General features: G+C 67.1%; 17 protein-coding genes. 6 read left to right on the top strand and 11 right to left on the bottom strand.

The features are described from left to right. Window positions 1-33 precede the first annotated feature (33 nt). Complete coding sequence (locus AC07U4_RS02775; RefSeq protein ID WP_495194357.1) at window positions 34-1407, top strand: glutamate--cysteine ligase; 1374 nt, start codon at window positions 34-36, stop codon at window positions 1405-1407. Window positions 1408-1410: 3 nt separating this feature from the next. Here the strand turns inward: AC07U4_RS02775 and AC07U4_RS02780 are convergent, their stop codons facing one another. The 7 genes from AC07U4_RS02780 to AC07U4_RS02810 form a co-directional block, all read right to left on the bottom strand. After that, window positions 1411-2193 carry a polyphosphate kinase 2 family protein gene (locus AC07U4_RS02780; RefSeq protein WP_495194358.1) on the bottom strand — a complete coding sequence of 261 codons (783 nt, stop codon included), beginning with the start codon at window positions 2191-2193 and terminating at the stop codon, window positions 1411-1413. A 73-nt stretch (window positions 2194-2266) separates the two neighbouring features. After that, window positions 2267-3337 (bottom strand): DUF2332 domain-containing protein, encoded by a 1071-nt coding sequence (locus AC07U4_RS02785; RefSeq protein WP_495194359.1) that lies wholly within the window; start codon window positions 3335-3337, stop codon window positions 2267-2269. Continuing rightward, a complete protein-coding gene (locus AC07U4_RS02790) occupies window positions 3334-5151 on the bottom strand; it encodes a HAMP domain-containing methyl-accepting chemotaxis protein (protein ID WP_495194360.1) in 1818 nt (605 codons plus the stop codon). Before AC07U4_RS02790 ends, AC07U4_RS02785 begins: the two co-directional genes overlap by 4 nt. Before the next feature lie 283 nt (window positions 5152-5434). Further along, window positions 5435-8164 carry a TonB-dependent receptor gene (locus AC07U4_RS02795; RefSeq protein ID WP_495194361.1) on the bottom strand — a complete coding sequence of 910 codons (2730 nt, stop codon included), beginning with the start codon at window positions 8162-8164 and terminating at the stop codon, window positions 5435-5437. 186 nt (window positions 8165-8350) lie between these two features. After that, window positions 8351-8464 carry a metal-sensitive transcriptional regulator gene (locus AC07U4_RS02800; protein ID WP_495194362.1) on the bottom strand — a complete coding sequence of 38 codons (114 nt, stop codon included), beginning with the start codon at window positions 8462-8464 and terminating at the stop codon, window positions 8351-8353. 245 nt (window positions 8465-8709) lie between these two features. Beyond that, entirely contained in the window at window positions 8710-11433 is a 2724-nt protein-coding gene (locus AC07U4_RS02805; protein WP_495194363.1) for a TonB-dependent receptor, read from the bottom strand. Between the two features lie 215 nt (window positions 11434-11648). Beyond that, window positions 11649-11927: a metal/formaldehyde-sensitive transcriptional repressor gene (locus AC07U4_RS02810; RefSeq protein ID WP_038659480.1), complete on the bottom strand. Its 279-nt coding sequence runs from the start codon at window positions 11925-11927 to the stop codon at window positions 11649-11651. A 280-nt stretch (window positions 11928-12207) separates the two neighbouring features. Between AC07U4_RS02810 and AC07U4_RS02815 the strand changes: the two genes are divergently transcribed. Genes AC07U4_RS02815 through AC07U4_RS02825 form a run of 3 tightly spaced genes read left to right on the top strand, consistent with a single transcriptional unit; the run spans window position 12208 to window position 15400 of the window. Continuing rightward, window positions 12208-12345: a hypothetical protein gene (locus AC07U4_RS02815; RefSeq protein WP_495194364.1), complete on the top strand. Its 138-nt coding sequence runs from the start codon at window positions 12208-12210 to the stop codon at window positions 12343-12345. A 55-nt stretch (window positions 12346-12400) separates the two neighbouring features. Continuing rightward, entirely contained in the window at window positions 12401-14038 is a 1638-nt protein-coding gene (locus AC07U4_RS02820) for an NRAMP family divalent metal transporter (RefSeq protein WP_495194365.1), read from the top strand. A gap of 24 nt (window positions 14039-14062) precedes the next feature. Continuing rightward, on the top strand, window positions 14063-15400 hold the full coding sequence (locus AC07U4_RS02825) for a carbohydrate porin (RefSeq protein ID WP_495194366.1): 1338 nt from the start codon (window positions 14063-14065) through the stop codon (window positions 15398-15400). 47 nt (window positions 15401-15447) lie between these two features. Here the strand turns inward: AC07U4_RS02825 and aspS are convergent, their stop codons facing one another. Then, a complete protein-coding gene (gene aspS, locus AC07U4_RS02830; protein WP_495194367.1) occupies window positions 15448-17280 on the bottom strand; it encodes an aspartate--tRNA ligase in 1833 nt (610 codons plus the stop codon). Between the two features lie 100 nt (window positions 17281-17380). Here aspS and rnd point away from each other — a divergent pair, with 100 nt between their 5' ends. After that, window positions 17381-18556 (top strand): ribonuclease D, encoded by a 1176-nt coding sequence (rnd, locus tag AC07U4_RS02835; RefSeq protein WP_038659490.1) that lies wholly within the window; start codon window positions 17381-17383, stop codon window positions 18554-18556. Further along, window positions 18553-18837, top strand: a complete 285-nt coding sequence (locus tag AC07U4_RS02840) for an I78 family peptidase inhibitor (protein ID WP_038659494.1) — start codon at window positions 18553-18555, stop codon at window positions 18835-18837. Before rnd ends, AC07U4_RS02840 begins: the two co-directional genes overlap by 4 nt. Here AC07U4_RS02840 and AC07U4_RS02845 read toward each other — a convergent pair whose 3' ends face one another. The 3 genes from AC07U4_RS02845 to AC07U4_RS02855 form a co-directional block, all read right to left on the bottom strand. Then, a complete protein-coding gene (locus tag AC07U4_RS02845) occupies window positions 18838-20301 on the bottom strand; it encodes a Ppx/GppA phosphatase family protein (RefSeq protein WP_495194368.1) in 1464 nt (487 codons plus the stop codon). It abuts the gene before it with no gap. Window positions 20302-20434: 133 nt separating this feature from the next. Next, window positions 20435-22600, bottom strand: coding sequence for an RNA degradosome polyphosphate kinase (locus AC07U4_RS02850; protein ID WP_038659499.1), 2166 nt, complete (start codon window positions 22598-22600; stop codon window positions 20435-20437). Next, window positions 22597-23235 carry an HdaA/DnaA family protein gene (locus tag AC07U4_RS02855; RefSeq protein WP_038659502.1) on the bottom strand — a complete coding sequence of 213 codons (639 nt, stop codon included), beginning with the start codon at window positions 23233-23235 and terminating at the stop codon, window positions 22597-22599. The genes AC07U4_RS02850 and AC07U4_RS02855 overlap by 4 nt, the downstream gene beginning before the upstream one ends. Window positions 23236-23238 lie beyond the last annotated feature (3 nt).

Consider the following 23238-nt stretch of genomic DNA (forward strand, 5'->3'; position numbering starts at 1 on the left):
CGCCGCCGTTCATCCCCGCGTAAGGGCGCGATCATGACGACCAAGACCGAGAGCGCCACGACCTCGCCCATCATCGAGTCGCGCGACCAGCTGATCGCGCATTTCGCGCGTGGCGAGAAGCCCGCCGACCGCTGGCGGATCGGCACCGAACACGAGAAATTCGTCTATCGCCAGAGCGATCATGCCGCGCCGAGCTGGGACGAGCCGGGCGGCATCCGCGACCTGCTTAACGAGCTCCAGCAATATGGCTGGCAGCCGGTCGAGGAAGGCGGCAAGATCATCGCGCTCAACGGCGCCGACGGCAGCGTCAGCCTCGAGCCGGCGGGCCAGTTCGAACTGTCGGGCGCGCCGCTCGACAATCTGCACCAGACCTGCGCCGAGACGGGGCGGCATCTGGAGCAGGTGAAGGCGGCGGGCGAGAAGCTCGGCATCGGCTTCCTCGGGCTCGGCATGTGGCCGGACAAGCGCCGCGACGAGCTGCCGATCATGCCCAAGGGCCGCTATGCGATCATGCTGAGACATATGCCGCGGGTCGGCAGCATGGGGCTCGATATGATGCTGCGCACCTGCACGATCCAGGTCAACCTCGACTATGCTTCGGAAGCCGACATGGTGAAGAAGTTCCGCGTCGGGCTTGCGTTGCAGCCGATGGCGACCGCGCTGTTCGCCAATTCGCCGTTCACCGAGGGCAAGCCCAACGGCTTCCTGTCGTATCGCAGCCATATCTGGTCGGACACCGATCCGGCGCGCACCGGCATGCTGCCGTTCGTGTTCGAGGACGGCTTCGGCTACGAGCGCTACGCCGATTACATGCTCGATGTGCCGATGTACTTCGTCTATCGCGACGGCCGCTATATCGACGCTGCGGGTCTGTCGTTCCGCGACTTCCTCAAGGGCGAACTCAGCGTCCTGCCCGGCGAGAAGCCGAGCATCGACGACTGGAACGACCACCTGTCGACCGCCTTTCCCGAGGTGCGGCTCAAGACCTTCCTCGAGATGCGCGGCGCCGATGGCGGGCCGTGGAATAAGATCTGCGCCCTCCCCGCCTTCTGGGTCGGGCTGCTCTACGACCAGGGCGCGCTCGACGCGGCGTGGGACCTCGTCAAGGACTGGTCGATGGAGGATCGCGAGGCGCTGCGCTCGGCGGTGCCGAAGCTGGCCCTCGACGCGCCACTGCAAGGTGGCGGGCGGCTCGGCGATATCGCCGGGCAGGTGCTCGACATCGCCCACGCCGGTCTTGCGGCGCGGGGCCGCGGCAACGGCATGGGCGACAACGAGACCGGCTTCCTCGACCCGCTGCGCGAGGTGGTGCGATCGGGCAAGGTGCCGGCGCAGGTGCTTCTCGACCGCTATCACGGCGAATGGGCGGGCGACCTGTCGCGCGTCTATGACGAGGCGAGCTTCTAACCGTCAGTCGAGGCCCAGTGCCGCCCGCGCGACGCGCTCCACCTCCGGGTCGAGCGCCGGCGGGGTCATGTCGACGTTCGCCTCGAGATGGTCGGCGATCGCGGTGAGCGCGTGGATGCGTGCGGCCTTCTTGTCGTTGCCGTTGATCACCGTCCACGGCGCGCCGCCGGTGTCGGTGCGCGCGAACATGTCGTGCATCGCCGCCAGATAATCGGCGCGGCGGGCGCGGTTGCGATAGTCGTCGAGGCCGGTCTTCCAGCGCTTCCACGGGTCGTCGAGCCGGTCCTCGAGCCGGCGGTCCTGCTCGGCCTGAGAGACGTGGACGAACAGCTTGATCAGCGTGGTGCCGCCGGCGATCAGATCGGCCTCGAAGGCGTTGATCTCCTCATAGGCGCGATGCCACTCGGCCTCGTTGGCATAGCCCTCGACGCGCTCGACGAGGACGCGGCCGTACCAGCTGCGGTCGAAGATCGCGATGTCGCCGGGCGCGGGCAGCGCGCGGCCGAACCGCCACAGGAAGTCGTGCGCCTTTTCCTCGTCGGTCGGCGCGGCGATCGGGTGGACGGCGAAGTGACGCGGGTCCCAGTCGGCGGTGAGGCGCTGGATGATGCCGCCCTTCCCCGCCGCGTCCCAGCCCTCGAACATCACGACGGCGCGGCGGTCGTGGACGATATGCGCGACGAGGATGCGCTCCAGCCGGTCCTGCAACGCGGCGAGATCGCGTTTGTAATGGCCCTTATAGGGCTTGGTCTTCTCGAAGTCGGCAAGATCGATCACGCGCGGCATCCTCCTTGGCATCGCTGCGTCGAACGCACCAGTCGCGCGTGCGGCTCAGCGATGCGTCGAGAAATAGCGACGGTCAGTCGGTCGGGCCGTGCCAGTCGATCCAGGCGCCATAAGCGTGACAGGTGGCGAGATGATGCGTGGCGCCGTCCGGCCAGACGGTCAGCGACAAATGGACGGCATCGCGCGGCGTGGTCCATTCGAAGCCGATGCGCGCGAGCGGGCGCGTCGCGGTGGCCCGCGCGCCCGCGTCGCGGAACGCCGCCTCGACGGTCTGGCGGCGGACCGGATCAAGATATTGCAGCGCCATCGAATGGACGATGATCCGGCAGCGCCCCTCCGGCTGCGGCCGGGCGAGCTGGTCGGGCAGCCAGAGCGCGATGTCGCCCGCATCGACCTGCGGCGGCCGTTCGCGGGCGATCGCCAGCGCCGCGGCGAGCCGCGCGGCGCGATCGTGCTGGTCCGCCCAGATATAGGCCATCAGCCGCGCGCGGGCGGCGGCATCGCCGATGTCGACCGGGCGCAGGTCGACGCCGCATGCCGAGACGATCTCGACCGGGCGAACCGGCGGCGGCGCGCCGCGCCACGCCGGCGCGACGCGCACCGGCGATCCCGCCAGGCCGACGGTGCGGCCGCCGAGGTCGTAGACATAGCGATCGAGATTGAGGTTGAGTCCCGCGCTGGCGCCGAGTTCGCGCAGGTCGCAGGGCATGTCGTGATGCGCGCGCACGACCATCAGCGCCGCCATGATCGCCGCGGTGCGGCCGACCTCGTTGGTCTGCGGCGGGTCGCGCATCCATTCGACGATGACGTCGTCGGCCACCGCCAGCGCCTCGCCGATGACGCGATCGAAGTCGCCCGCCTGATCGCGGTACAGCGCGGCGAGCGCGGGCAAGGTCTCGCCGCGCGCGACCGCATGGAGCGCGGCGTTGAAGCGCATCGCCAACGCGTCGGCGGCGACGTCGCGCGGCCAGGCGGCGATCAGCGCGGCAGTGCGTGGCGCCTGATGCAACTGGCGCTCCGCCGCCTCCAGCACGGTGGCGACGAAGCTCGATCCCATCTCGCGCACCGCGGCGGCCTGCCGTCGCAGCGGCCCGCGGTCGGCGGCGTCGTCAGACGTGGCGATCATCCCGGTCAGGACGGTCAAAACGTATCCCAATCGCCATTGGCGACGAGGCGCGGACGCGATGGCGCCTTGGGCAGGCGACCGACCTTGGGCTTCGACGGGGTTAGAACCCGCACCGGCGGCGGCGGCGGTGCCGCGAGCGCCGGTTCATGATCGATGACGAAGGCGCCGACCGACTGGTTGAGATGGTCCGCCTCCTCCGCCAGCCGCCGCGCCGCCGCCGAGGTCTCCTCGACCATCGCGGCATTCTCCTGCGTCATCGTGTCCATCTCGCTGATCGCGACGTTGATCTGGCCGAGGCTCTTGGCCTGCTGATCGGAGGAGGTCGCGATCGCGTCGATCGCGACGCTGACCGTGCCGACGCGCTCGATGATGCGCGCCAGCGCCTGGCCGGTCTGATCGACCAGATCGACGCCGGTGCGGATATGGACGGAGGCGGAGGTCACCTTGTTCTTCACCTCGGTGGCGGCATTGGCCGAGCGCTGGGCGAGCGCGCGCACCTCCTGCGCGACGACGGCGAAGCCGCGGCCCGCATCGCCCGCGCGCGCCGCCTCGACGCCTGCGTTGAGGGCGAGGAGATTGGTCTGGAAGGCGATGCCGTCGATCAGGCTGATGATCTCGGCGATCTCCTTGCTCGCCTTCTCGATGCCCTGCATCGCGCCGATCGCCTCCTTGACGACCGCGCCGCCGCGCTCCGCCTCGCCGCGCGTCTCGGTCATCGAGCCGCTCGCGCCGATCGCCGCGCCGGCGCCCTCGCGGATCGACTTGGTCACCTCGTCGAGAGCCGCCGCGGATTGCTCGATCGCCGCCGCCTGCTGTTCGGTGCGCTGCGACAGATCGAGCGTCGCGCGGCTGATCTCCTCGGAATTGTGCGTGATCGCCAGCACGCCGCCGCGGACCTCGCCGAGCACGCGCGACAGGCTGGAGGTGGCGCCGTTGAAGTCGCGCGACAGGCTCTGGAAGGCCTCGGGCACGTCGGTGATGCGGACGGTGAGATCAGCCTCCGCCAGACGATGCAGCGCTACGCCGATCGTCTCGCGTGCCGCATCGCGGTCGCGGTCGTCGGCGAGCTTGGCCCTGGCGGCGTCGCGGAAGACGGTCACCGCCCGCGCCATGTCGCCGAGTTCGTCGGTCCGGTCGGTCGCGGTGATCGCGATGTCGTGACGCCCCCTGGCGAGATCGGCCATCGCCTCGGTCAGCGCGGTGATCGGCCGGGCGAGCTGGCGGCTCAGCATCATCGCGAGCGTGATGGCGATCCCGATCAGCGCGATGCCACCGATCACCAGCGTGATCAGCGCGGTGCGGATCGCGCCATCCTGACTGGCGGCGTTCTGCTCCATCTCCTCGGTCTCGGCCTTGCGCAGGTCGCGCAGCGGCAGCGCGACCTTGCTGACCAGCACCTTGTCGCCGGCGGCCCGGACCGCGGCCTCCGCCTCCTCGCGACGGCCGGCCTTGACCCAGCCGATCAGCCGGTCGCCCCAGTCGCGCCGCCAGGCGAGCGCCTCGCGATCGGCGCTGCGCACCTGATCCAGCTTGACCGGGTCGGTGAGCAGCCGCTGGAGATCGACGGCGGTGTCGTCGAACTCCTTGCGCCCCTCTTCGTAGGATTTGAGGTAGCTGGGGTCGCCGGTGACGAGGAAACCGCGGAACTGGCTGTTCTGCCGCAGCATCGACGTCTCCAGCGTCAGCGCCTTGGCGTAGATCGTCTGGCTGACGTTGTTGCGCTCGGTCGAGCGCTGGATCGACAGGATGTTGGCGAGGAACACCAGCATCACGACCGCGGCGGACGCGTTGATCGCCAGAAAGGACAGGCCGAGTTTGCGCGGTATCTTCATGGTCGTCGTTCCTTCGGGGCAGGATGAGAGCGATCTCACGTCGCGGATTGACGCCGGCGTACGGCGCCGTCGCTTCCACCATCCCCGTCGGTGCCCATGCTCTCGCCGATCGGTCCCAGCGACGGGTTGGTTTTCCTATTATAGCTGCTCGTCGGCCCCGGCTGGCACCTGCGGCGCATTCGTCGCGCCGCTAAGATGTGGAGTCCGTTCGATAGCCGGGTGGTACGGGCCGTTCCGACCGGCGTGGCGACGCAAGGAATCGCGCGTCGCCACGCCGGGCAGGTCAGAAGCGCGAGCGGAGCGTGACGCCGTAGGTACGCGGCTCGGCGAGGTAGGCGCTGGTGACGGCATCGCCGGTCGCATATTTGGGCGCGCCGAACATCTGGACGTGAGAGGCAGTGCCAGTCCCTTGCAGATAGGGCGTGAAAGCGAGCTGCTGATAATCGGCGTCGAAGAGGTTCTGGCCCCAGAATTCCACCGCCCAGCGCTGCTTGCGACCGCGGATGCCGATGCGCGCGTTCACGAGCACGAAGCCGTCCTGCGCCTTTTCGAGGAACAGATCCGAGCCCGTGTTATAGTCACTGGTCATCCGGCTATCGACGTAGAACAGGCCGGTCAGGCCCTGGCTACCCAACGCCGGCGTCCACGTCGCCGAACCCGTCACGACGTGGCGCGGCGCGTTCGACATCTGGTTGCCCGGCAGCATGAACAGCGTTCCCGCCAGCGGCGTGCCGGACGCGCTACCGACCAGATCGTCCCTGTATTGCGTATGCGCATAGGTATAGCCGAGGTTGAAGGTGAGGTCGGGCGTCGGATAGGCACCGGCATCCAGTTCGATGCCCTGGGTGATCACACCGGCGCGAACCTTGCCCGAACAGGCACCAGTCGTGGAGTCTTCATCGCGATCGGCACCGGCAAGCGAATGGCTGCACGCACTGGCGTTCTGTACGACATAGGCGTTGCCGCTGAAGGTGTTGAGCTGGAAGTCGCGGAAGGCCGAGCGGAAAGCCGCAAGACTGGCGCTGAACTTTGGCACGCTGTACTTGATGCCAAGTTCATAGGCCTGCACCGTCTCCGGATCGAAGCGTAGCTGACGTCCCGCCTCTGCCGACGAATTGTAGGCCGCCCTGGTGAGGCCGAACCGCGTCAGGTTGAAGCCGCCCGCCTTGTAGCCACGGGCATAGGACCCGTAGAGCAGCGTGCTGCTCCGCGGCTGCCACGACACGACGGCCGTGCCGGTGAATTGCCCCTCGCGAATGGAATCGTTGATCCGCATGCCGTTGAGCGCCGGCGTGGCGCTTCCGGCGCAGCTCAGGTCACTCAGTGCACGCGCGATACGCCTGCGCGTACCATCGTCGCTGCGCATGGCAGCGCGCAGATTCGTGCGCTGTTCGATGCAAGCGACGTTGTTGTTATTGAAATCGGCGGCCAGGCGTTTGTATTCATTGGTGTAGCGCAGCCCCCCGGTCAGGCTGAGCGTGTCGGTAAGACGGTAGATGTTATGCGTGAAGAACGCGAAATTGTCGCTCGTCTGGCGAAAGGCGTCACGCACGGTACCGACGTCGTTGATCGTGCCTAGCCGGTCCAGGCCACCGACGATGTCCTTACCGAGCCTCGCCGTCAGCGCCGCGCGGCCGGCGCGGCTAAGACAACCGGGCGCCGACGGATCGCGCAACCCCGACGCGCTGTTGATCGCGACCAACGTGCGGCAGGCCGCGAAGGCACCATATTGCGAACCGAACTTCAGATTGTCGATATTGTCGAGCGTTTCATGGGCGAAATAGCCCCCGACCAGCCAGTCGAGCCGGTTGCCGAACAGCGCGCCACTCAGCCGCGTCTCCTGCGTGAAGGTGTGGAACTGCCGATAGGCGTTGCCGTCGTCGCTGCGATAGACCAGATCGAGGTTGCTATAATCAAGATCGGCGGCGCCGCCCGCCTTGTACTCGCGATAGGCACTGATTGAAATCAGCTGGACGCCGCCGATCGTCCACCCGATACGTGCGGAGCCGCCATAATCCTTTACGACGTTGCCGTAGGCGCGGCCGGGCGTCTGGGCGATCTGGCGATTATAGGGATGGCCGTCGCTGGGGAATAGGCCACCCAGTTCCTTCATGATCGTGACCACGCCATTGCTCGGCGCGATCGCATAGTCGCCCGGCACATTCGGCGTGGGATCTACCTTCGCATGCGTATCGTAATAGACCGCGCCGCAGCATTTCTCGTTGCGATAGGTATAATCGCCGATCAGTCGCAACGACAGATCGGGCTGCGGCCGGAAAAACAACTGGCCGCGCAGGAAGTAGCGGTTGCGATCGTTATAATCGGTGGCGTTGACGGTGTCGCGGTAGAAACCGTCTCGCTTGTTCACCAAGCCGTCGATCCGGAACGCGAGCGTATCCTTGATCACCGGCCCGGTAAGCCCACCGACAAGCCGAACCGCATTGTAATTGCCGTAACCCGCCTCGCCGAAGCCGCCGAACTGGAATTCCGTATACTTACTATAGATGCTGATCACGCCTGCGGAGGCGTTGCGGCCCGACAGGGTCCCCTGCGGACCATGCAGCACCTCGATCCGCTCGACCTCGCCGAGATCGGTAAGGCCTGATCCGGTACGATTGCGATAGACGCCGTCGATGAACACCGCGACGGAACTCTCCAGTCCGGGATTGTCGCCCATCGTCCCGATGCCGCGCAGCCGCGCGCTTGCATTTGCCTCCGATCCGGTCGACGACACCGAGAGCGACGACGAAAGCTGCGAGGCTTGGCGGATATCGGTGGCGCCGGAATGGCTCAGTGCGTTGGCGCCGTAAGCGTTGACCGTGATCGGCACCTGCGACAGACGTTGTGACCGGCGCGTCGCCGTCACGATGATGTCGGTGCTATTCTCGGCGACGGGCTTGTCTCTCTCGCCCTGCTTCGGCGATGGCGCTACGCCGCGCAATCCCTGTGCATCAACCGGCGCGACCGCGCCCACGCTGGTCGCCGCCGCGACTAGAAACATCCACTTTCGCATTGATTCGTTACCCCCCGGCTACGCTGTTGGAGCAGCGCGAATGCGGGGTGAATTCTAACGAAAGGTTAATTCCATAATAGAGTCATAGAGGATTACGGGAGGCTTGAGCACATTGTGCGGTGATGTCACAGTGTTGACCTCGCGCGAGGCCGTAAGATTTTTGGACGATACCACGCGTCTGCAAGCTCACGTCAGGCATGCGTGGACGACGTCGATCAGTTCGTCGGCGGGGCGCCGGCGGGGACTGTCGGCGACGGCGGCGGGGTCGACGAGATGTTCGCGGATATGATCCTCGATCACGTCGAGTCGATGGAGCGAAACACCCGCTCGCCTGACGAAGGACGATGATCAAACCCTGATCTACGCCCGTGTCCGGCGCAGGGGACAGTAAGAGCGTTGCTCCGCTGATCCACTTGGCCCCGGCTTGGCCTGCGACGCATTCGTCACGCCCAAAAAGATGTGGAGTCCGTTCGACAGCCGGGTGGTGCGGGCAGGATCGACCGGCGCAGCGACGCGAGGAGCAGCGCGCCGCTACGCCGGGCAGGTCAGAAGCGTGAGCGGAGCGTGACGCCGTAGGTGCGCGGCTCGGCGAGATAGGCGGTGGTGAGCGCATTGCCGACCTCATAACGCGGCCAACCGAAAGCCTGCACCTGCGACTGGCTGCCGGTGCCCTGCAGATAGGCCGCCGCGGCGATCTGCTCATAATTGGTGTTCAAGACATTCTGCCCCCAGAATTCCACCGCCCAACGCTGATCGCGTCCGCGCACGCCGATCCGTGCGTTGACCAATATGTAGCCGTCCTGCCGCTTCTCGGCGAACAGGTCGGAGCCGGTGTTATAGTCACTGGTCAGGCGGCTATCGACGTAGAACAGGCCGGTCAGCCCGTCATGGCCGATCGCCGGCGTCCACGTCGCCGAACTGGTGACCACGTGCCGCGGCGCGTTCGACATCTGATTGCCCGGCAGCATGAAGAGGCTGGAGCTCAACGGTGCGCCCGACGCGCCGCCCACCAGATCGTCGCGATATTGCGTATGGGCGTAGGTGTAGCCAAGATTGAAGGTGACGTCCGGCGTCGGATAGGCACCGGCCTCGATCTCGAATCCCTGGGTCACGACACCCGGCCCGATCTTGCCCGGGCAGGCACCGGTCGTCGACGATTCGTCGCGATCCGCCCCGCCGAGCGAATCGGCGCAACTGCCGATATTCTGTACGACGAACGCCGTGCCGTTGAACGTGTTGAGCTGGAAGTTGCGGAAACTCGAGCGGAAGCCGGCGAGATTCGCACTGAACTTCTCGGTGCTGTATTTGACGCCGAGTTCATAGGCCTGCACCGTCTCCGGATCGAAGCGCAGGTTGGACGCCCGGATGCGACCGGGGACGAGGCCGGAACGGGCGAGATTGTAGCCGCCCGCTTTGTAGCCGCGCGCATAGGAGCCATAGAGCAATGTGCTCGGCGTCGCCTGCCACGACAGCACCGCGGTGCCGGTGAACTGGCCCTCGTTTAGCGAATCGTGCAGCGGCACGCCGTTGAGGCCGCCCCCGGAATTGCCCGCGCATGCATAGCCGATGAGCAGCCCCGCCGCGCTGCGCCGCGTGACGTTGCCGTCGCCGAGATAGCTGCCCAGCGCCGCCTGCTGCGCTTGGCAGACGAAATTGTTGCTGTTGAGCGCCGCGTCGAGAACCTTGTGCTCGTTCGTGTAACGCAGGCCGCCGGTGACGCTGAGCGTGTTGGTGATGCGGTAGATGTTGTGCGTGAAGAATGCGAAATTGGTGCTCGACTGGGCGAACAGATCGCGCGTCGTGCCGACATTGTTGGCGGTGCCGAGCGTTTCGAACCCGCGGACGAAGTCCTGGCCGAGCGCCTGCCCTATCGCCGCGCGACCGCGATCGCTCAGACAGCCGGGTCGGGCCGGATCGCGATAGGCCTGGACCGGTGCGAAGCGGGCGATGATGGTGCACGTCGCGGTCTTGCCGAACTGGCTGCCGAACTTGAAATTGTCCGACACCTCGAGCCGCTCGTGCGCGAAATATCCGCCGACGAGCCAGTCGAGGTGATTGTCGAACAGGCCGCCGCTGAGCCGGGTTTCGTGCGTGTAGGTACGGAAACGGCGGTAGGCATTGCCGTCATCCGCGCGATAGGACAGGTCGAGATTGCCATAGTCGGGATCGCCCGCGTCGCCCGCCTTATATTCGCGATAGGCGCTGATCGAAATGAGCTGCACGCCACCGATCATCCAGCCGATGCGCGACGAGATGCCGTAATCCTTGACGACATTGGCATAGGCGCGCCCCGGCGTCTGGGCGATCTGGCGGTTGTAGGGATTGCCCGCGCTCGGCAGCACCGCCCCGAGGCCCTGCAAGACCGAGACGACGCGGTTTTGCGGCGCATAGACGAAGTCACCCGGTACACCGCGCGTCGGATCGAGCTTTTCGCGTGTGTCCATGTAGACCGCGCCGCAGCATTTTTCCTTGCGATAGGTGTAATCGCCGATCACGCGTAGCGACAGGTCCGTGCTCGGCTTGAAGAACAGCTGGCCGCGCGCGAAATAGCGGTTGCGGTCGTTGAAATCAGTCTTGTTGACGACGTCGTACAGGAAGCCGTCGCGCTTGCCGATTACGCCGTCGATGCGGAATGCGAGAACGTCCTTGACGATCGGGCCGGTCAGACCGCCGGCGAGCCGTACCGCATTGTAATTGCCGTAGCTCGCCTCGCCATAGCCGCCGAAGTCGAATGCCGGATATTTAGTGTAGATGCTGATCGCGCCGGCAGACGAATTGCGGCCGGACAAAGTGCCCTGCGGACCGCGCAGGACCTCGATCCGCTCGATCTCGCCGAGATCGTTGAGGCCCGAGCCGGTGCGGTTGCGGTAGACGCCGTCGATGAATACCGCGACCGAGCTTTCCAGTCCGGGATTGTCACCGACCGTACCGATGCCGCGCAGGCGCGCGGTGGCATTGGCTTCCGAGCCGGTAGAGGTGACCAGGAGCGACGGCACGAGCTGCGCCATCTGACGGATATCCGTCGCACCCGAATGACGGAGCGCGGTGGTACCGTAGGCGCTCACGGCGATCGGCACGTTCGACAATCGCTGCGAACGCCGCGTCGCGGTGACGACGATGTCCGAGGTATTTTCCGCCACGGCCGGCTTGGCCTTGTCCTGTTCGCCTTGCTTGGTCGTCGGCGCCAGCCCCCGCAACCCCTGCGCCTCGGCATGGCCGATCGCTCCTGCGCAGCCAGCCGCTGCCAGAAGATATACCCATTTACGCATTCTACCGCCCCCGGTTCGAGTTAACCGGGGCGCGATTGCCGTAACAAACGATAACGAAAGGTTAAACCTGTATAGGTGCGAAGGCAGTTATTCTGGGATGTTGGAGCATATGCCTTGCAAGATCCTGCACGAGAACGATTTCCGATTCTGTTACAAAAACGAAAACCTTGAGCTGTGAGTTGCGATCCGCAATCGTCGCTTGCTCAATCAGCCGCTCACGTCAGGTACGCGTGGACGATGTCGATCAGTTCGTCGGCGGCGCGGCGCCGGGGACTGTCGTCGGCGGCGGCGGGGTCGACGAGATGTTCGCGGATATGATCCTCGATCACCTCGGCGATGAAACCGTCGAGCGCGCCGCGGCACGCCGTCGCCTGTTGCAGCACCCGCGCACATTCGCGATCCTCGGTGACGGCGCGCTCGATCGCGGCGATCTGTCCGCGCAGCCGGGCCAGCCGGTTGAGCAGCTTCTTCTTCTCTTTTTCGACGTGGCTCATGCATGCTCCATTTGGACTTGAACCTATACTCCGGAGGGGTATGTGGCGTCCATCGGCATCGCGGTGGACGCGAGTCGACAGAGCGGATCTCCCGCTCGCCAGACGAAGGACGATGATGAAACCCCGATCTACGCCCGTGTCCAGCGAAGGGGACAGTAGGAGCGCCGCTCCACTGATCCACGTCGTCGGACATGCCCCGGTCGGGGAGCGCACGCCCACCGCCTGAGCGCGGCGGCGTCCCTCCCGGCCGGACCCAATTATCCGGACCAAGGAGGTCGCCATGATCCTATCGATACGACGCGCCCATCCGCGCGCCGATGCCGGCCGTAGCGAGCCGCTCAACCGTCGCATCCGGCTGGCCGCGTGCCGCCTGCAGCACGACCGCGACCTGCGCGAGCGGCGAACCGCGGCGGCCTGAGCGCCGCCCCTCCCCCCTCGCCGCCTTATCGAACGACGCACGCGGAGATCGTGCCATGACCAACCTCGCATTAAACGGGGCGCCGCCGCGCGCCACCGCCCATCTCGACGACGCCCATCTCGGCGACATCATCGGCGCCTTCGGCACGATCGCCCGGGACGATACCGGCACCCGCCCGACCTGGCGGCGCAAGCTGCTGACATTGGCCGCGATCATCGGTCCCGGCCTGATCGTGATGGTCGGCGACAACGACGCCGGTGCGTTCGGCACCTATACGCAGGCCGGGCAGAATTACGGCACCAGCCTGCTCTGGACGCTGCTGCTGCTGGTGCCGGTGCTCTACGTCAACCAGGAGATGGTGCTGCGGCTGGGCGCGGTGACCGGGGTCGGTCACGCCCGGCTGATCTTCCAGCGGTTCGGCCGCTTCTGGGGCGCGTTCAGCGTCATCGATCTCTTCCTGCTCAACGCGTTGACGATCGTCACCGAGTTCATCGGCATCACATTGGGGCTCGATCATCTCGGCGTGCCCAAGGTGGCGGGCGTCGCGGTGGCGGCGGTGCTGATCGTCGCGGCGGCGAGCACCGGCAGCTTCCGCCGCTTCGAGCGGTTCATGATGGTGCTGGTGTTCGGGTCGCTGCTGCTGATCCCGGTCGCGCTGACCATCCATCCGCCGGCCGGGCAGATCGCCCATGACGTGCTCATCCCCGGCCTGCCCGCGCACGGCAGGCTGTCGGAGGTGATGCTGCTGATCATCGCGATCGTCGGCACGACGGTGGCGCCGTGGCAGCTGTTCTTCCAGCAGAGCTATCTGATCGACAAACGGATCGGGCCGCGGTTCATGGCCTATAGCCGCATCGATTTGTGGGTCGGCATCGCCGTCGTCATCGCCGGCGGGGTCGCGATGATGGCGTTCACCGCCGCCGCCTTTGCCGGGACTGCCGGGGCCGGTCATTTCACCGACGCCGGCGCGGTGGCGCGCGGCATCGCGGCGCACGGCGGGCGGCTGATGGGCGTGCTGTTCGCCGTGGCACTGATCGACGCCTCCATCATCGGCGCGTCGGCGGTGTCGCTGAGCACCGCTTATGCGATCGGCGACACGTTCGGCATCCGCCATTCGCTGCACCGCTCGCCCCGCGATTCGATCGCCTTCTACCTCGTCTTCGCCGGGCTGATCGCAGTGGCGGCGGCGCTGGTGCTGATCCCGGGAACGCCGCTGGGGCTGCTGACCAATGCGGTGCAGTCGCTGGCGGGCGTGCTGCTGCCGAGCGCGACGGTGTTCCTGCTGCTGCTGTGCAACGACAAGGCGGTGCTGGGGCCATGGCGCAACGGCCGCTGGCTCAACCTGTTCACCGGGGCGGTGATCGCGGTGCTGGTGCTGCTGTCGGTGATCCTGACCGCATCGGTGCTGGTGCCGGACCTCGGCGCGGGCGCGATGCTGTCGATCCTCGGCGGCGGGCTGGGCATCGCACTGCTCGGATGGGGCGTGCAGCAATTGGTCGCGCCGGTCCGTGCCGCGCCGATCGATCGCACCGGTCGCGACGACTGGAGGATGCCGCCGCTCGACGCGCTGGCCCCGGCGACGCTGCGGCGGGGCGAGAAAGCGTGGCTGACGGTGCTGCGCCTCTACCTCGCCGTCGCCGGCGGGCTGGTGCTGATCCGTATCGGCCAGCTCGCGCTGACCCGCCAATTGTAATCAAGCGCGCCTAGGGGGACCAACATGACTCGTATCGCAACCCTGCTGGCGGGCGCCTGCGCGCTCGCCGGCCTGACCCTCCACGCCCCGGCACGGGCGCAAACGATCGCCGAGTCCGCGGTGGCAGATCAGGATTGGGCGATCCACGGCCAGGCGACCGGCGTGCTGCAGGGCACGCCCGGCTTCGCTTCGCCCTATCAGGGGACGAACAGCCTGACGCCGCGGCAGATCAAGGAGACGGTCGACGTCACGCTCTATGCCGGGGTGCGGCCCTGGCGCGGCGGCGAACTCTGGATCAATCCGGAGATCGACCAGGGGTTCGGCCTGTCCAACACGCTGGGCGCCGCGGGCTTCCCGAGCGCTGAGGCGTATAAGGTCGGACGCAAGAGCCCGTATCTCCGGCTGCAGCGGCTGTTCTTCCACCAGACGATCGGGCTGGGCGGCGGGCGCGAGGCGGTGGCCGGCGCGATGAACCAGCTCGCCGGCACGCGCGACAGCGACCGGCTGGTGCTGACCGCGGGCAAGTTCGGCGTCGGCGACGTGTTCGACACCAACAGCTATGCGCACGATCCGCGCAGCGACTTCCTCAACTGGTCGGCGGTGGATGCGGGCAGTTTCGATTATGCCGCGGATGCCTGGGGCTATTCGACCGGGATCGCGGGCGAATTGTATCGCGGCGACTGGACGCTGCGGCTCGGCCTGTTCAACCTGTCGAAGGTGCCCAATGGCGAGACGCTGGAGACGCGCTTCCGGCAATATCAAGTCGATGGCGAGATCGAGCGCCGCCACCGCATCGGCGGCCACGACGGCGCGCTGCGGCTGACGCTGTTCCGCAACCGCGGGCGGTTCGGCCGGTTCGACGATGCGCTGGCGCTGGCGGCGGCGACCGGCGGCGATGCTGACACCGCACTCGTCCGGGCGCGGCGGACGCGGCTCGGCGCGAGCGTCAACGGCGAACAGGCGGTCACCGATACGCTCGGGCTGTTCGCGCGCGCCGGCGTCGCCGATGGCGCGATCGAGCCCTACGATTTCACCGATATCGACCGGACGGCGCAGCTCGGTCTGTCGCTGAAAGGTGCGGGCTGGCACCGTACCGTCGACACGGTGGGGGCGGCGCTGATCGTCAACGGGATCAGCGCGGCGCATCAACGCTATCTCGATGCGGGCGGGCTGGGTGTGTTGGTCGGCGACGGCCGGCTGCCGCATCCGGGGGACGAATATATCGGCGAGGCCTTCTACAAGCTCGCCGCGACCCGTCGGTTCGAGCTGACGCTCGATTATCAGCGGATCGGCAATCCCGGCTACAATCGCGACCGCGGCCCCGCCAACGTGATCGGGGCGCGCGTGCACGGGGCGTTCTGAGCCGGTCCGGCCGACGGGCACCGCAAGGATACCCGTCGGCCGATCGATCAGCCGGCCTTGGGCGCGACCGCCTTGTCGACGTCGGCGGCGGCGGCACCGGCCTGCGGCGCGACGCGCAGGTTGAGTTCCTTGAGCTGCTTGGGCGTCGCGAAATTGGGCGCGCCCATCATCAGATCCTCCGCCTTCTGCGTCATCGGGAAGACGATGACCTCGCGAATGTTGGGCTCGTCGGCGAGCAGCATGACGATCCGGTCGATACCCGGCGCCGAACCGCCGTGCGGCGGCGCGCCGAATTTGAACGCGTTGATCATGCCGGCGAAATTGGTGTCGACCTCGGCCTGCGAATAGCCGGCGATCTCGAATGCCTTGTACATGATCTCCGGGCGGTGGTTCCGGATCGCGCCCGACGACAGCTCCACGCCGTTGCAGACGATGTCATACTGATAGGCGAGGATGTCGAGCGGGTCCTTGGTCTCCAGCGCCGCCATCTCGCCCTGCGGCATCGAGAAGGGGTTGTGGCTGAAGTCGACCTTCTTGTTGTCCTCGTCATACTCGAACATCGGGAAATCGACGATCCAGCAGAATTCGAAGCGGCTCTGGTCGATCAGGCCGAGGCTCTCGGCGACGCGGGTGCGGGCGAGGCCGGCGAGCTTGGCCGCCTGCCCTTCCTTGCCGGCCGCGAAGAACAGGCCGTCGTCCGGGCCGAGGCCGAGCGCATCGGCCATCGCGGTCATCTTGTCCTCGCCATGGTTCTTGGCGATCGGGCCGCCCCATTCGCCGCCCTTGCGGGTGGCATAACCGAGGCCGGCGAAGCCCTCGCCTTGCGCCCAGGCGTTCATGTCGTCGAAGAACTTGCGGCTCTTGTCGGCGGTGCCGGGCGCGGGGATCGCGCGGACGACGTCGCCGGCCTCGACGATCGAGGCGAAGCGGCCGAAACCCGAGCCGACGAACTGGTCGGAGACGTCGCTGATCAGGATCGGGTTGCGCAGGTCGGGCTTGTCGTTGCCGTATTTCAGCATCGATTCGCGATAGGGGATGCGCTTGAACGGCAGCGCGCTGACCGTGCGGCCCTTGCCCTGCCAGTCGGCAAATTCCTCGAACACGCCGTGGAGGACGGGCTCGATCGCCTGGAAGACGTCTTCCTGCGTGACGTAGCTCATCTCGAAATCGAGCTGGTAGAATTCGCCGGGGCTACGGTCGGCGCGCGCGTCCTCGTCGCGGAAGCAGGGCGCGATCTGGAAATAGCGGTCGAAACCGGCGACCATCAGGAGCTGCTTGAACATCTGCGGCGCCTGCGGCAGCGCGTAGAATTTGCCCGGATGGACGCGGCTGGGGACGAGATAGTCGCGCGCGCCCTCGGGGCTCGACGCGGTGAGGATCGGCGTCTGGAATTCGGTGAAGCCCTGGCCGATCATCCGTTGGCGGATCGAGGAGATCACCTTCGAGCGCAGCATGATGTTCTGGTGGAGCCGCTCGCGGCGCAGGTCGAGGAAGCGATAGCGCAGGCGGATATCCTCGGGATATTCGGCGTCGCCCGCCACCGGCATCGGCAGCTCCTGCGCGTGGCTCTGCACGGTCGCGACCTGCGCGAACACCTCGATCGCGCCGGTGGCGAGATTGGGGTTCTGCGTCGCGTCGGAGCGCGCCTTCACCACGCCGTCGATCGTGACGACCGACTCGACGCGCAGCGATTCGAGCGTCGGCAGCGCCGGCGAATCGCTGTCGGCGACGATCTGGGTGATGCCGTAATGGTCGCGCAGGTCGACGAACAGCACGCCGCCGTGGTCGCGCTTGCGATGGACCCAGCCCGACAGGCGGACGGTCTCACCGACGTTGCCTGCGGTAAGCGCGGCGCAGGTGTGGGAGCGATAGGCGTGCATGATCGTTTCTTCCGGCCGGATAATGGCGTTGTGCGAGGGGTCGCGCTTCCCCGTCTCACTTGGCTTTGTCAACCCGGCCGCGTGTGGCTATGGCAATGCCATGCATATCCACCCGTTGATTACAGACAGCGCCAGCCTCGCCAATCTGTGTGCCCGCCTCGCCAATGCCGACTTCGTGACCGTCGACACCGAATTCATGCGCGAGAGTACCTATTACCCCGAATTGTGCCTGATCCAGATCGCCGACGTGAACGAGGCGGCGGCGATCGACCCGATGGCACCGGGGCTCGACATGACGCCGCTGCTCGAATTGCTCACCGAGAATCAGGACGTGCTCAAGGTGGTCCACGCCGGCGGGCAGGATATCGAGATCATCTACAATCTCACCGGCAAGACGCCGCATCCGCTGTTCGATACGCAGGTCGCGGCGATGGCGCTGGGGCAAGGCGAGCAGATCGGCTATTCCAACCTAGTCGACAGCTGGCTCGGCATCGTCGTCGACAAGGGCGCGCGCTTCACCGACTGGGCGCGGCGGCCGCTCGATGCGCGGCAGATCGAATATGCGATCGGCGACGTGACGCATCTCGCGGTGATCTTCCCCAAGATGCTCGAACGGCTGCGCAAGACCGGGCGCGGCGTGTGGCTCGACCAGGAGATGGAGCGGCTCGCCGACCCGGCCAATTACGCCAACGATCCCGATCAGGCGTGGAAGCGCGTGCGCATCTCCGGGCGCAAGCCCGACGTGCTCGGGCGGCTCAAGGCGCTGGCGCGCTGGCGCGAGCTGGAGGCGCAGTCGAAGGACCTGCCGCGCGGGCGGATCGTCAAGGACGAGACGCTGGGCGACATCGCCGGCCATCCGCCGCGCAAACAGGCCGATCTCGCCAAGGTGCGCGGCCTGTCGGCGACCTGGGCGTCGAACGATATCGGCGGGCGGCTGATGGCGGCGATCGAATCGGCGGCACCGCTTGGCGCCGACGAGCTGCCGCCGCGCGACGACCGCAAGCCGGGGCTGGGCAAGGAGGGCGCGCTGGTCGCCGATCTGCTCAAACTGCTGCTCAAGATCCGCTCGCGCGATATCGACGTCGCGTCGCGCCTGCTGGCGCGGTCGGAAGAGCTGGAAGCGCTCGCCGCCGGGGTGCGCACCGGGTTGCCGATGCTGGAGGGCTGGCGGTTCGACCAGTTCGGGCGCGATGCGCTCGATCTGGTCGAGGGGCGGCTCGGCTTCGCAGTGCGCGGCGGCAAGCTCAAGATGACGCGAACGGAGGAAGCAGCATGATGCGGTTGGCCTTTCTACTGCCGGTGCTTGCGGCAGGATGTGCGACGATGCCCGCGCCCGAGCCCGAACGCGGCCCGTGCGTGATCGACGAGGCGGTCAAGATCCGCTTCGCAGGCGTCAAATTCCGCGAGCGGATGCGGCCCGAGATCGAGCATATGACGCATTCGGCGATCTCGCGGTTGATCCATCCCGACGACGTCACGACGCAGGATTTCCGCGTCGACCGGCTGAACATCCTGCTCGACGACGGCGGGCTGATCAGCGGACTGAAGTGCGGCTGATCACCTGATCGCGAGGCGCGGCTTGCGCTTGAGCGCCGTGGCCAGCGCGGCGTGGCGGCGCTCGACCGTCTCGGCATAGAGCGGCCGGTCCGCCTCGGTCAGCGACAAGGCGACGTGGCCGGGGACCAGCGCCAGCGACGCGCGCTGCAGCGGCCCGGCGAGACCGGCGCTGAACCGCTGGCCTAAGCGGATCGCCAGCCCCCAGTCGATCGCCAGCGCGATCTGGCCGGTGCTGGCGAGACCGGCGAGCAGGGGATGCGGCGTCGTGCTGCCGCCGAGGCTGGTGTGCAGCGCCTGCGCGAGCATCGCCCGTTCGGGCGCGTCGATCGCCACCCAATTGCCGTGCAGCGCGACCTCGAACCCGCGCTCGTCGCGGAATTCGGGATTGGCGCGCCAGCCGGTATCGGCGAGAAGACAGGCGGCATGGCGGATCCGCGCCAGCTCCGGCATATCGTCGGGGAAGAGCGGTGCGATCCAGGCGGCGAGCAGGTCGCCGTGCTCGGCGAAGCGGCCGAGCAATTTGCCCTCCTCGCGCGCCGCGACGATCAGCGGGTCGAGCGCCCGCGTTTTCGGATCGAGCGTCGCATAGAGCAGCCCCTCGCGGAGGCCGAAGGTCGAGGCCATCGCGCTCGCCGAGCCGAGTTCGCGCATCACCACCGACAGCAGCGCAGTCGCGTCGCCGAGCTGCGCGGCGCGGACCGACGACATGCCGGGCACGCTGCGCAGCCGCGGGCGGGAGAGGTGCGCGATGCTGCGGCCGAGGCGACCGACGGTTTCGGGCGCGAGGCTGTAGCCGTGGATGATCGGCAGCGGATAATGCGTCAGGCTCATGTCGAGCCGTGCCAGCGCGCGCCACGATCCGCCGACCATGTAGAGCGGCAGGCCCCTGCCCCGCCCGGTCCAGCCCGCCTCGGCGATCAGTCGGGTGACGTGGCGGTCGAACGCCGGGCCACGGCTGGCGCGCAGCGCGGCGATACGCAGCACGCCGAGCGGGAAGGAAATGCGGTCGGTGACGGTGCCCGCCACGACGCGGACGAGTTCGAGGCTGCCGCCGCCGAGATCGCCGACGATGCCGTCCGCATCGGGGATCGCCGACAGCACCCCCATGCCCGCGGCGGTCGCCTCCTGCTCGCCGGAAAGGAGCTCGACGGTGAGGCCGAGGTCCTTCGCGGCGGCGATGAAGGCGGCGCCGTTGCTCGCATCGCGCACCGCGGCGGTGGCGACGGTGCGGACGGGGGCGTCCATTTCGCGGGCGACCATCGCGAAGCGGCGCAGCGCGCCGATCGCGAGCGTCATGCTGTCCGCGTCGATCGCACCGGTCGCGGCGAGGCTGCGGCCGAGCCCGGCCATCACCTTTTCGTTGAACAGCGTCGCGGGGATGCGCGGATGGCCCTGATACACCACCAGCCGCACCGAGTTGGAGCCGATGTCGATGATGCCGGTGCGGGGATAGGGGGCGGTCATTGCAGGTTCAACGGCCGGCGCGAGCTGGTGTTCAGATGCGGGTTTGTCGCGCAATGTCGTGATGAACGGCAAACGGACCATCAGCGGGCATCCGCGGCGGGCCGCACACCCCGAACCCCGCCCCGATCCGCCGTCATCGCCGCCGCCGCAGCGCCAGCGTCGGCACCGCGTTGCTTTCCGCCAGCGCCGCGCCGCGGCCGGAGAGCGACGGGTTGGTCATGAAATAGCGGTGGAGGTTGAACGGCTTGTCGCCCGGCGTCTCGCGGACGTAGCGGCCGTCCGATTCCAGCTCCCAGCTTTGTTCGGTGTCGATGAGGTTGGCGACCATCACCTGGTCGAGCACCTGGTCGTGCACCGTCGGATTCTCGATCGGCAGCATATATTCGACGCGCCGGTCGAAATTGCGCGGCATCCAGTCGGCCGAGGAGATGAAGACCTTCGCGCCGTCGTTGGGCAGCGCCGCGCCGTTGCCGAAGCAGAAGATGCGGCTGTGTTCGAGGAAACGGCCGATGATCGACTTGACGCGGATATGTTCGGACATGCCCGGCACGCCGGGGCGCAGGCAGCAGATGCCGCGGATGATCAGGTCGATTTCGACCCCCGCGCCGCTCGCCTCGTACAATTTGTCGATGATCGCGGGATCGACGAGGCTGTTCATCTTCGCCCATACCGCCCCGGTCTTGCCGGCCCGCGCATTGGCGATCTCGACGTCGATGAGGTCGAGCAGCTTCTGGCGCAGGTCGCGGGGCGAGAGGCTGAGTTTGGTGATGTCGGTCGGTTCGACATAACCGGTGACGTAGTTGAACATCTGCGCCGCATCGCGCCCCATCCGCGGATCGGCCGTGAAGAAGCTGAGATCGGTATAGATGCGCGCCGTGACCGGGTGATAATTGCCGGTGCCGAAGTGGCAATAGGTGCGAAACCGGCCATCCTCGCGGCGCACCACCATCGAAACCTTGGCGTGCGTCTTCCATTCGAGGAAGCCGTAGACGACCTGTACGCCGGCGCGTTCGAGCGCGCTCGCCCACAGGATGTTCTGCTCCTCGTCGAAGCGAGCGCGCAGTTCGACCACCGCGGTGACCGACTTGCCCGCCTCGGCGGCGGCGATCAGCGCGTTGATCACCGCGGGCTGCTTGCCCGCGCGATACAGCGTCTGCTTGATCGCGATGACGTCGGGGTCGAGCGCCGCCTGTTTGAGGAAGGCGAGGACGACGTCGAACGTCTCATAGGGGTGATGGACGATGATGTCCTTCGCGCGGATCGCCGCGAAGCAATCGCCGCCGAATTCGCGGATGCGCTCGGGGAAGCGGGGCACGAAGGGCAGGAACTTGAGGTCGGGGCGATCCTCGTCGATCACCGCGTCGAGATCGCCGATGCTGAGCAGATTGCCGCTCTCGGTGATCGTCGCATCGGCGCCGCCCAGCTCGTGGCGCAGCACCTTGGCGAGCGCGTCGGGCATTCCCGTCTCGAGTTCGAGCCGGATGACGCGGCCGCGGCGGCGACGCTTAATTGCATTGGCGAAGTAGCGGACGAGATCCTCCGCCTCCTCGTCGATCTCGATGTCGCTGTCGCGCAGTACACGGAAGGCGGCGGCACCCACCAGCGTATAGCCGGGGAAGAGTACCGGGGCGAAGCGCTTGAGCAGCGCCTCGATCGACACGTAACGCGCGGGCTCGCCGGGCAGGCGGACGAAGCGCGGCGCACTTGCCGGGATCATCACCAGCTCGCGTACCGGCTCGCCGTCCGAATCGCGGACGACGTCGAACATCACCGACAGCCCCTTGTTGGGGATGAACGGGAAAGGATGCGCGGGATCGAGCGCCTGCGGCGTGAGGATCGGGAAAATCTGTTCGCGGAAATGCGCCTCGAGCCATTCGGCGTCTTCGGCGTCGACCTCGTCGCGGCGCAGGACGTGAAGGCCGGCCTCGTCGAGCAGGGTGCGCAGGTCGCCCCATACCGCCTGCTGACTCGCCATCAGCGCATCCGCCTCGCGGGTGATCGCGGCAAGCTGTTGCCCCGGCGTCAGACCGTCCGACGAGCGGCGGTCGACGTCCTTGAGCTGCTGCCCCTTCAGGCCGGCGACGCGGACCATGAAGAATTCGTCGAGATTGTTGCCCGAGATCGACAGGAAGCGGAGCCGCTCGAGCAGTGGATGCGCCGGATTGCACGCTTCCTCGAGCACGCGCCGGTTGAAGGCGAGCCACGACAGCTCGCGATTGAAATAGCGATCGTTCACTTCGGGAACAAACGGATCGTCATCGGGAGCGGCGAGATGCGAGAGGTGGATTGGGCGTGTCATACTTCGGTCATAGGTAGCAACGGTTGCGGTTGCGTGACGATCCCCGCCGCGGTCAAAACAGTGCGCGCGAGCGGAATCGACAGGCGGCGGCGGCTTTCGAGTACCTCCTGATCGAGCGCGTCGACGACGCGCTGGACGATGACGTGGCTGCGTTCGATCCGCGTGCTGAGCCAGCTCACCAGATCGGGTCGTGCGTCAAGCCCGCGACGGTTAAACAGATGCGCCAGCAATGCGGCGATCAGTTCGTCGTCGGGCGCGCCGATCGCGGCATGCGGGCTGGCGGCAAGGCGCGAGCGCAGATCGGGCAGTTTGACCGCCCAGCTCGGCGGCAGCGCGTCGGCGACGATGACCAGCGGCCGACCCTCCGCCTGTGCCTGGTTCCAGGCGTGGAAGATCTGCGCCTCGGGCACCGCCTCGGCATCGTCGATGATCCGGCCCTGGCTCTTGGCGGCGAAGATGCGCGCGAGCAGGCTGCGGCCGGATTTCCGCGGGCCGGTCAGCACCGCAGCCATCACCGGCCAGCTCGCCCATTGCTCCAGCACCTGCGCGGCGCGGATGTTGGACGGGGTGACGAGAAAGGCGTCGTCCTTGGGGTCGGCCGGCCACCCGAGGGGCAGCGCCAATTGGTTGCTCATGCG

This window comes from Sphingomonas sp. GW821-FHT02B09, assembly GCF_059421875.1.

Excerpts from the sequence above, each read along its gene's own strand:
- AC07U4_RS02845 (WP_495194368.1), bottom strand. The coding sequence starts at position 20,301 with ATGACCGCCCCCTATCCCCGCACCGGCATCATCGACATCGGCTCCAAC.
- AC07U4_RS02790 (WP_495194360.1), bottom strand. The coding sequence starts at position 5,151 with ATGAAGATACCGCGCAAACTCGGCCTGTCCTTTCTGGCGATCAACGCG.
- AC07U4_RS02780 (WP_495194358.1), bottom strand. The coding sequence starts at position 2,193 with ATGCCGCGCGTGATCGATCTTGCCGACTTCGAGAAGACCAAGCCCTAT.
- AC07U4_RS02840 (WP_038659494.1), top strand. The coding sequence starts at position 18,553 with ATGATGCGGTTGGCCTTTCTACTGCCGGTGCTTGCGGCAGGATGTGCG.
- aspS (WP_495194367.1), bottom strand. The coding sequence starts at position 17,280 with ATGCACGCCTATCGCTCCCACACCTGCGCCGCGCTTACCGCAGGCAAC.
- AC07U4_RS02810 (WP_038659480.1), bottom strand. The coding sequence starts at position 11,927 with ATGAGCCACGTCGAAAAAGAGAAGAAGAAGCTGCTCAACCGGCTGGCC.
- AC07U4_RS02775 (WP_495194357.1), top strand. The coding sequence starts at position 34 with ATGACGACCAAGACCGAGAGCGCCACGACCTCGCCCATCATCGAGTCG.
- AC07U4_RS02820 (WP_495194365.1), top strand. The coding sequence starts at position 12,401 with ATGACCAACCTCGCATTAAACGGGGCGCCGCCGCGCGCCACCGCCCAT.
- AC07U4_RS02825 (WP_495194366.1), top strand. The coding sequence starts at position 14,063 with ATGACTCGTATCGCAACCCTGCTGGCGGGCGCCTGCGCGCTCGCCGGC.
- AC07U4_RS02855 (WP_038659502.1), bottom strand. The coding sequence starts at position 23,235 with ATGAGCAACCAATTGGCGCTGCCCCTCGGGTGGCCGGCCGACCCCAAG.
- AC07U4_RS02805 (WP_495194363.1), bottom strand. The coding sequence starts at position 11,433 with ATGCGTAAATGGGTATATCTTCTGGCAGCGGCTGGCTGCGCAGGAGCG.
- AC07U4_RS02815 (WP_495194364.1), top strand. The coding sequence starts at position 12,208 with ATGATCCTATCGATACGACGCGCCCATCCGCGCGCCGATGCCGGCCGT.
- rnd (WP_038659490.1), top strand. The coding sequence starts at position 17,381 with ATGCATATCCACCCGTTGATTACAGACAGCGCCAGCCTCGCCAATCTG.
- AC07U4_RS02795 (WP_495194361.1), bottom strand. The coding sequence starts at position 8,164 with ATGCGAAAGTGGATGTTTCTAGTCGCGGCGGCGACCAGCGTGGGCGCG.
- AC07U4_RS02850 (WP_038659499.1), bottom strand. The coding sequence starts at position 22,600 with ATGACACGCCCAATCCACCTCTCGCATCTCGCCGCTCCCGATGACGAT.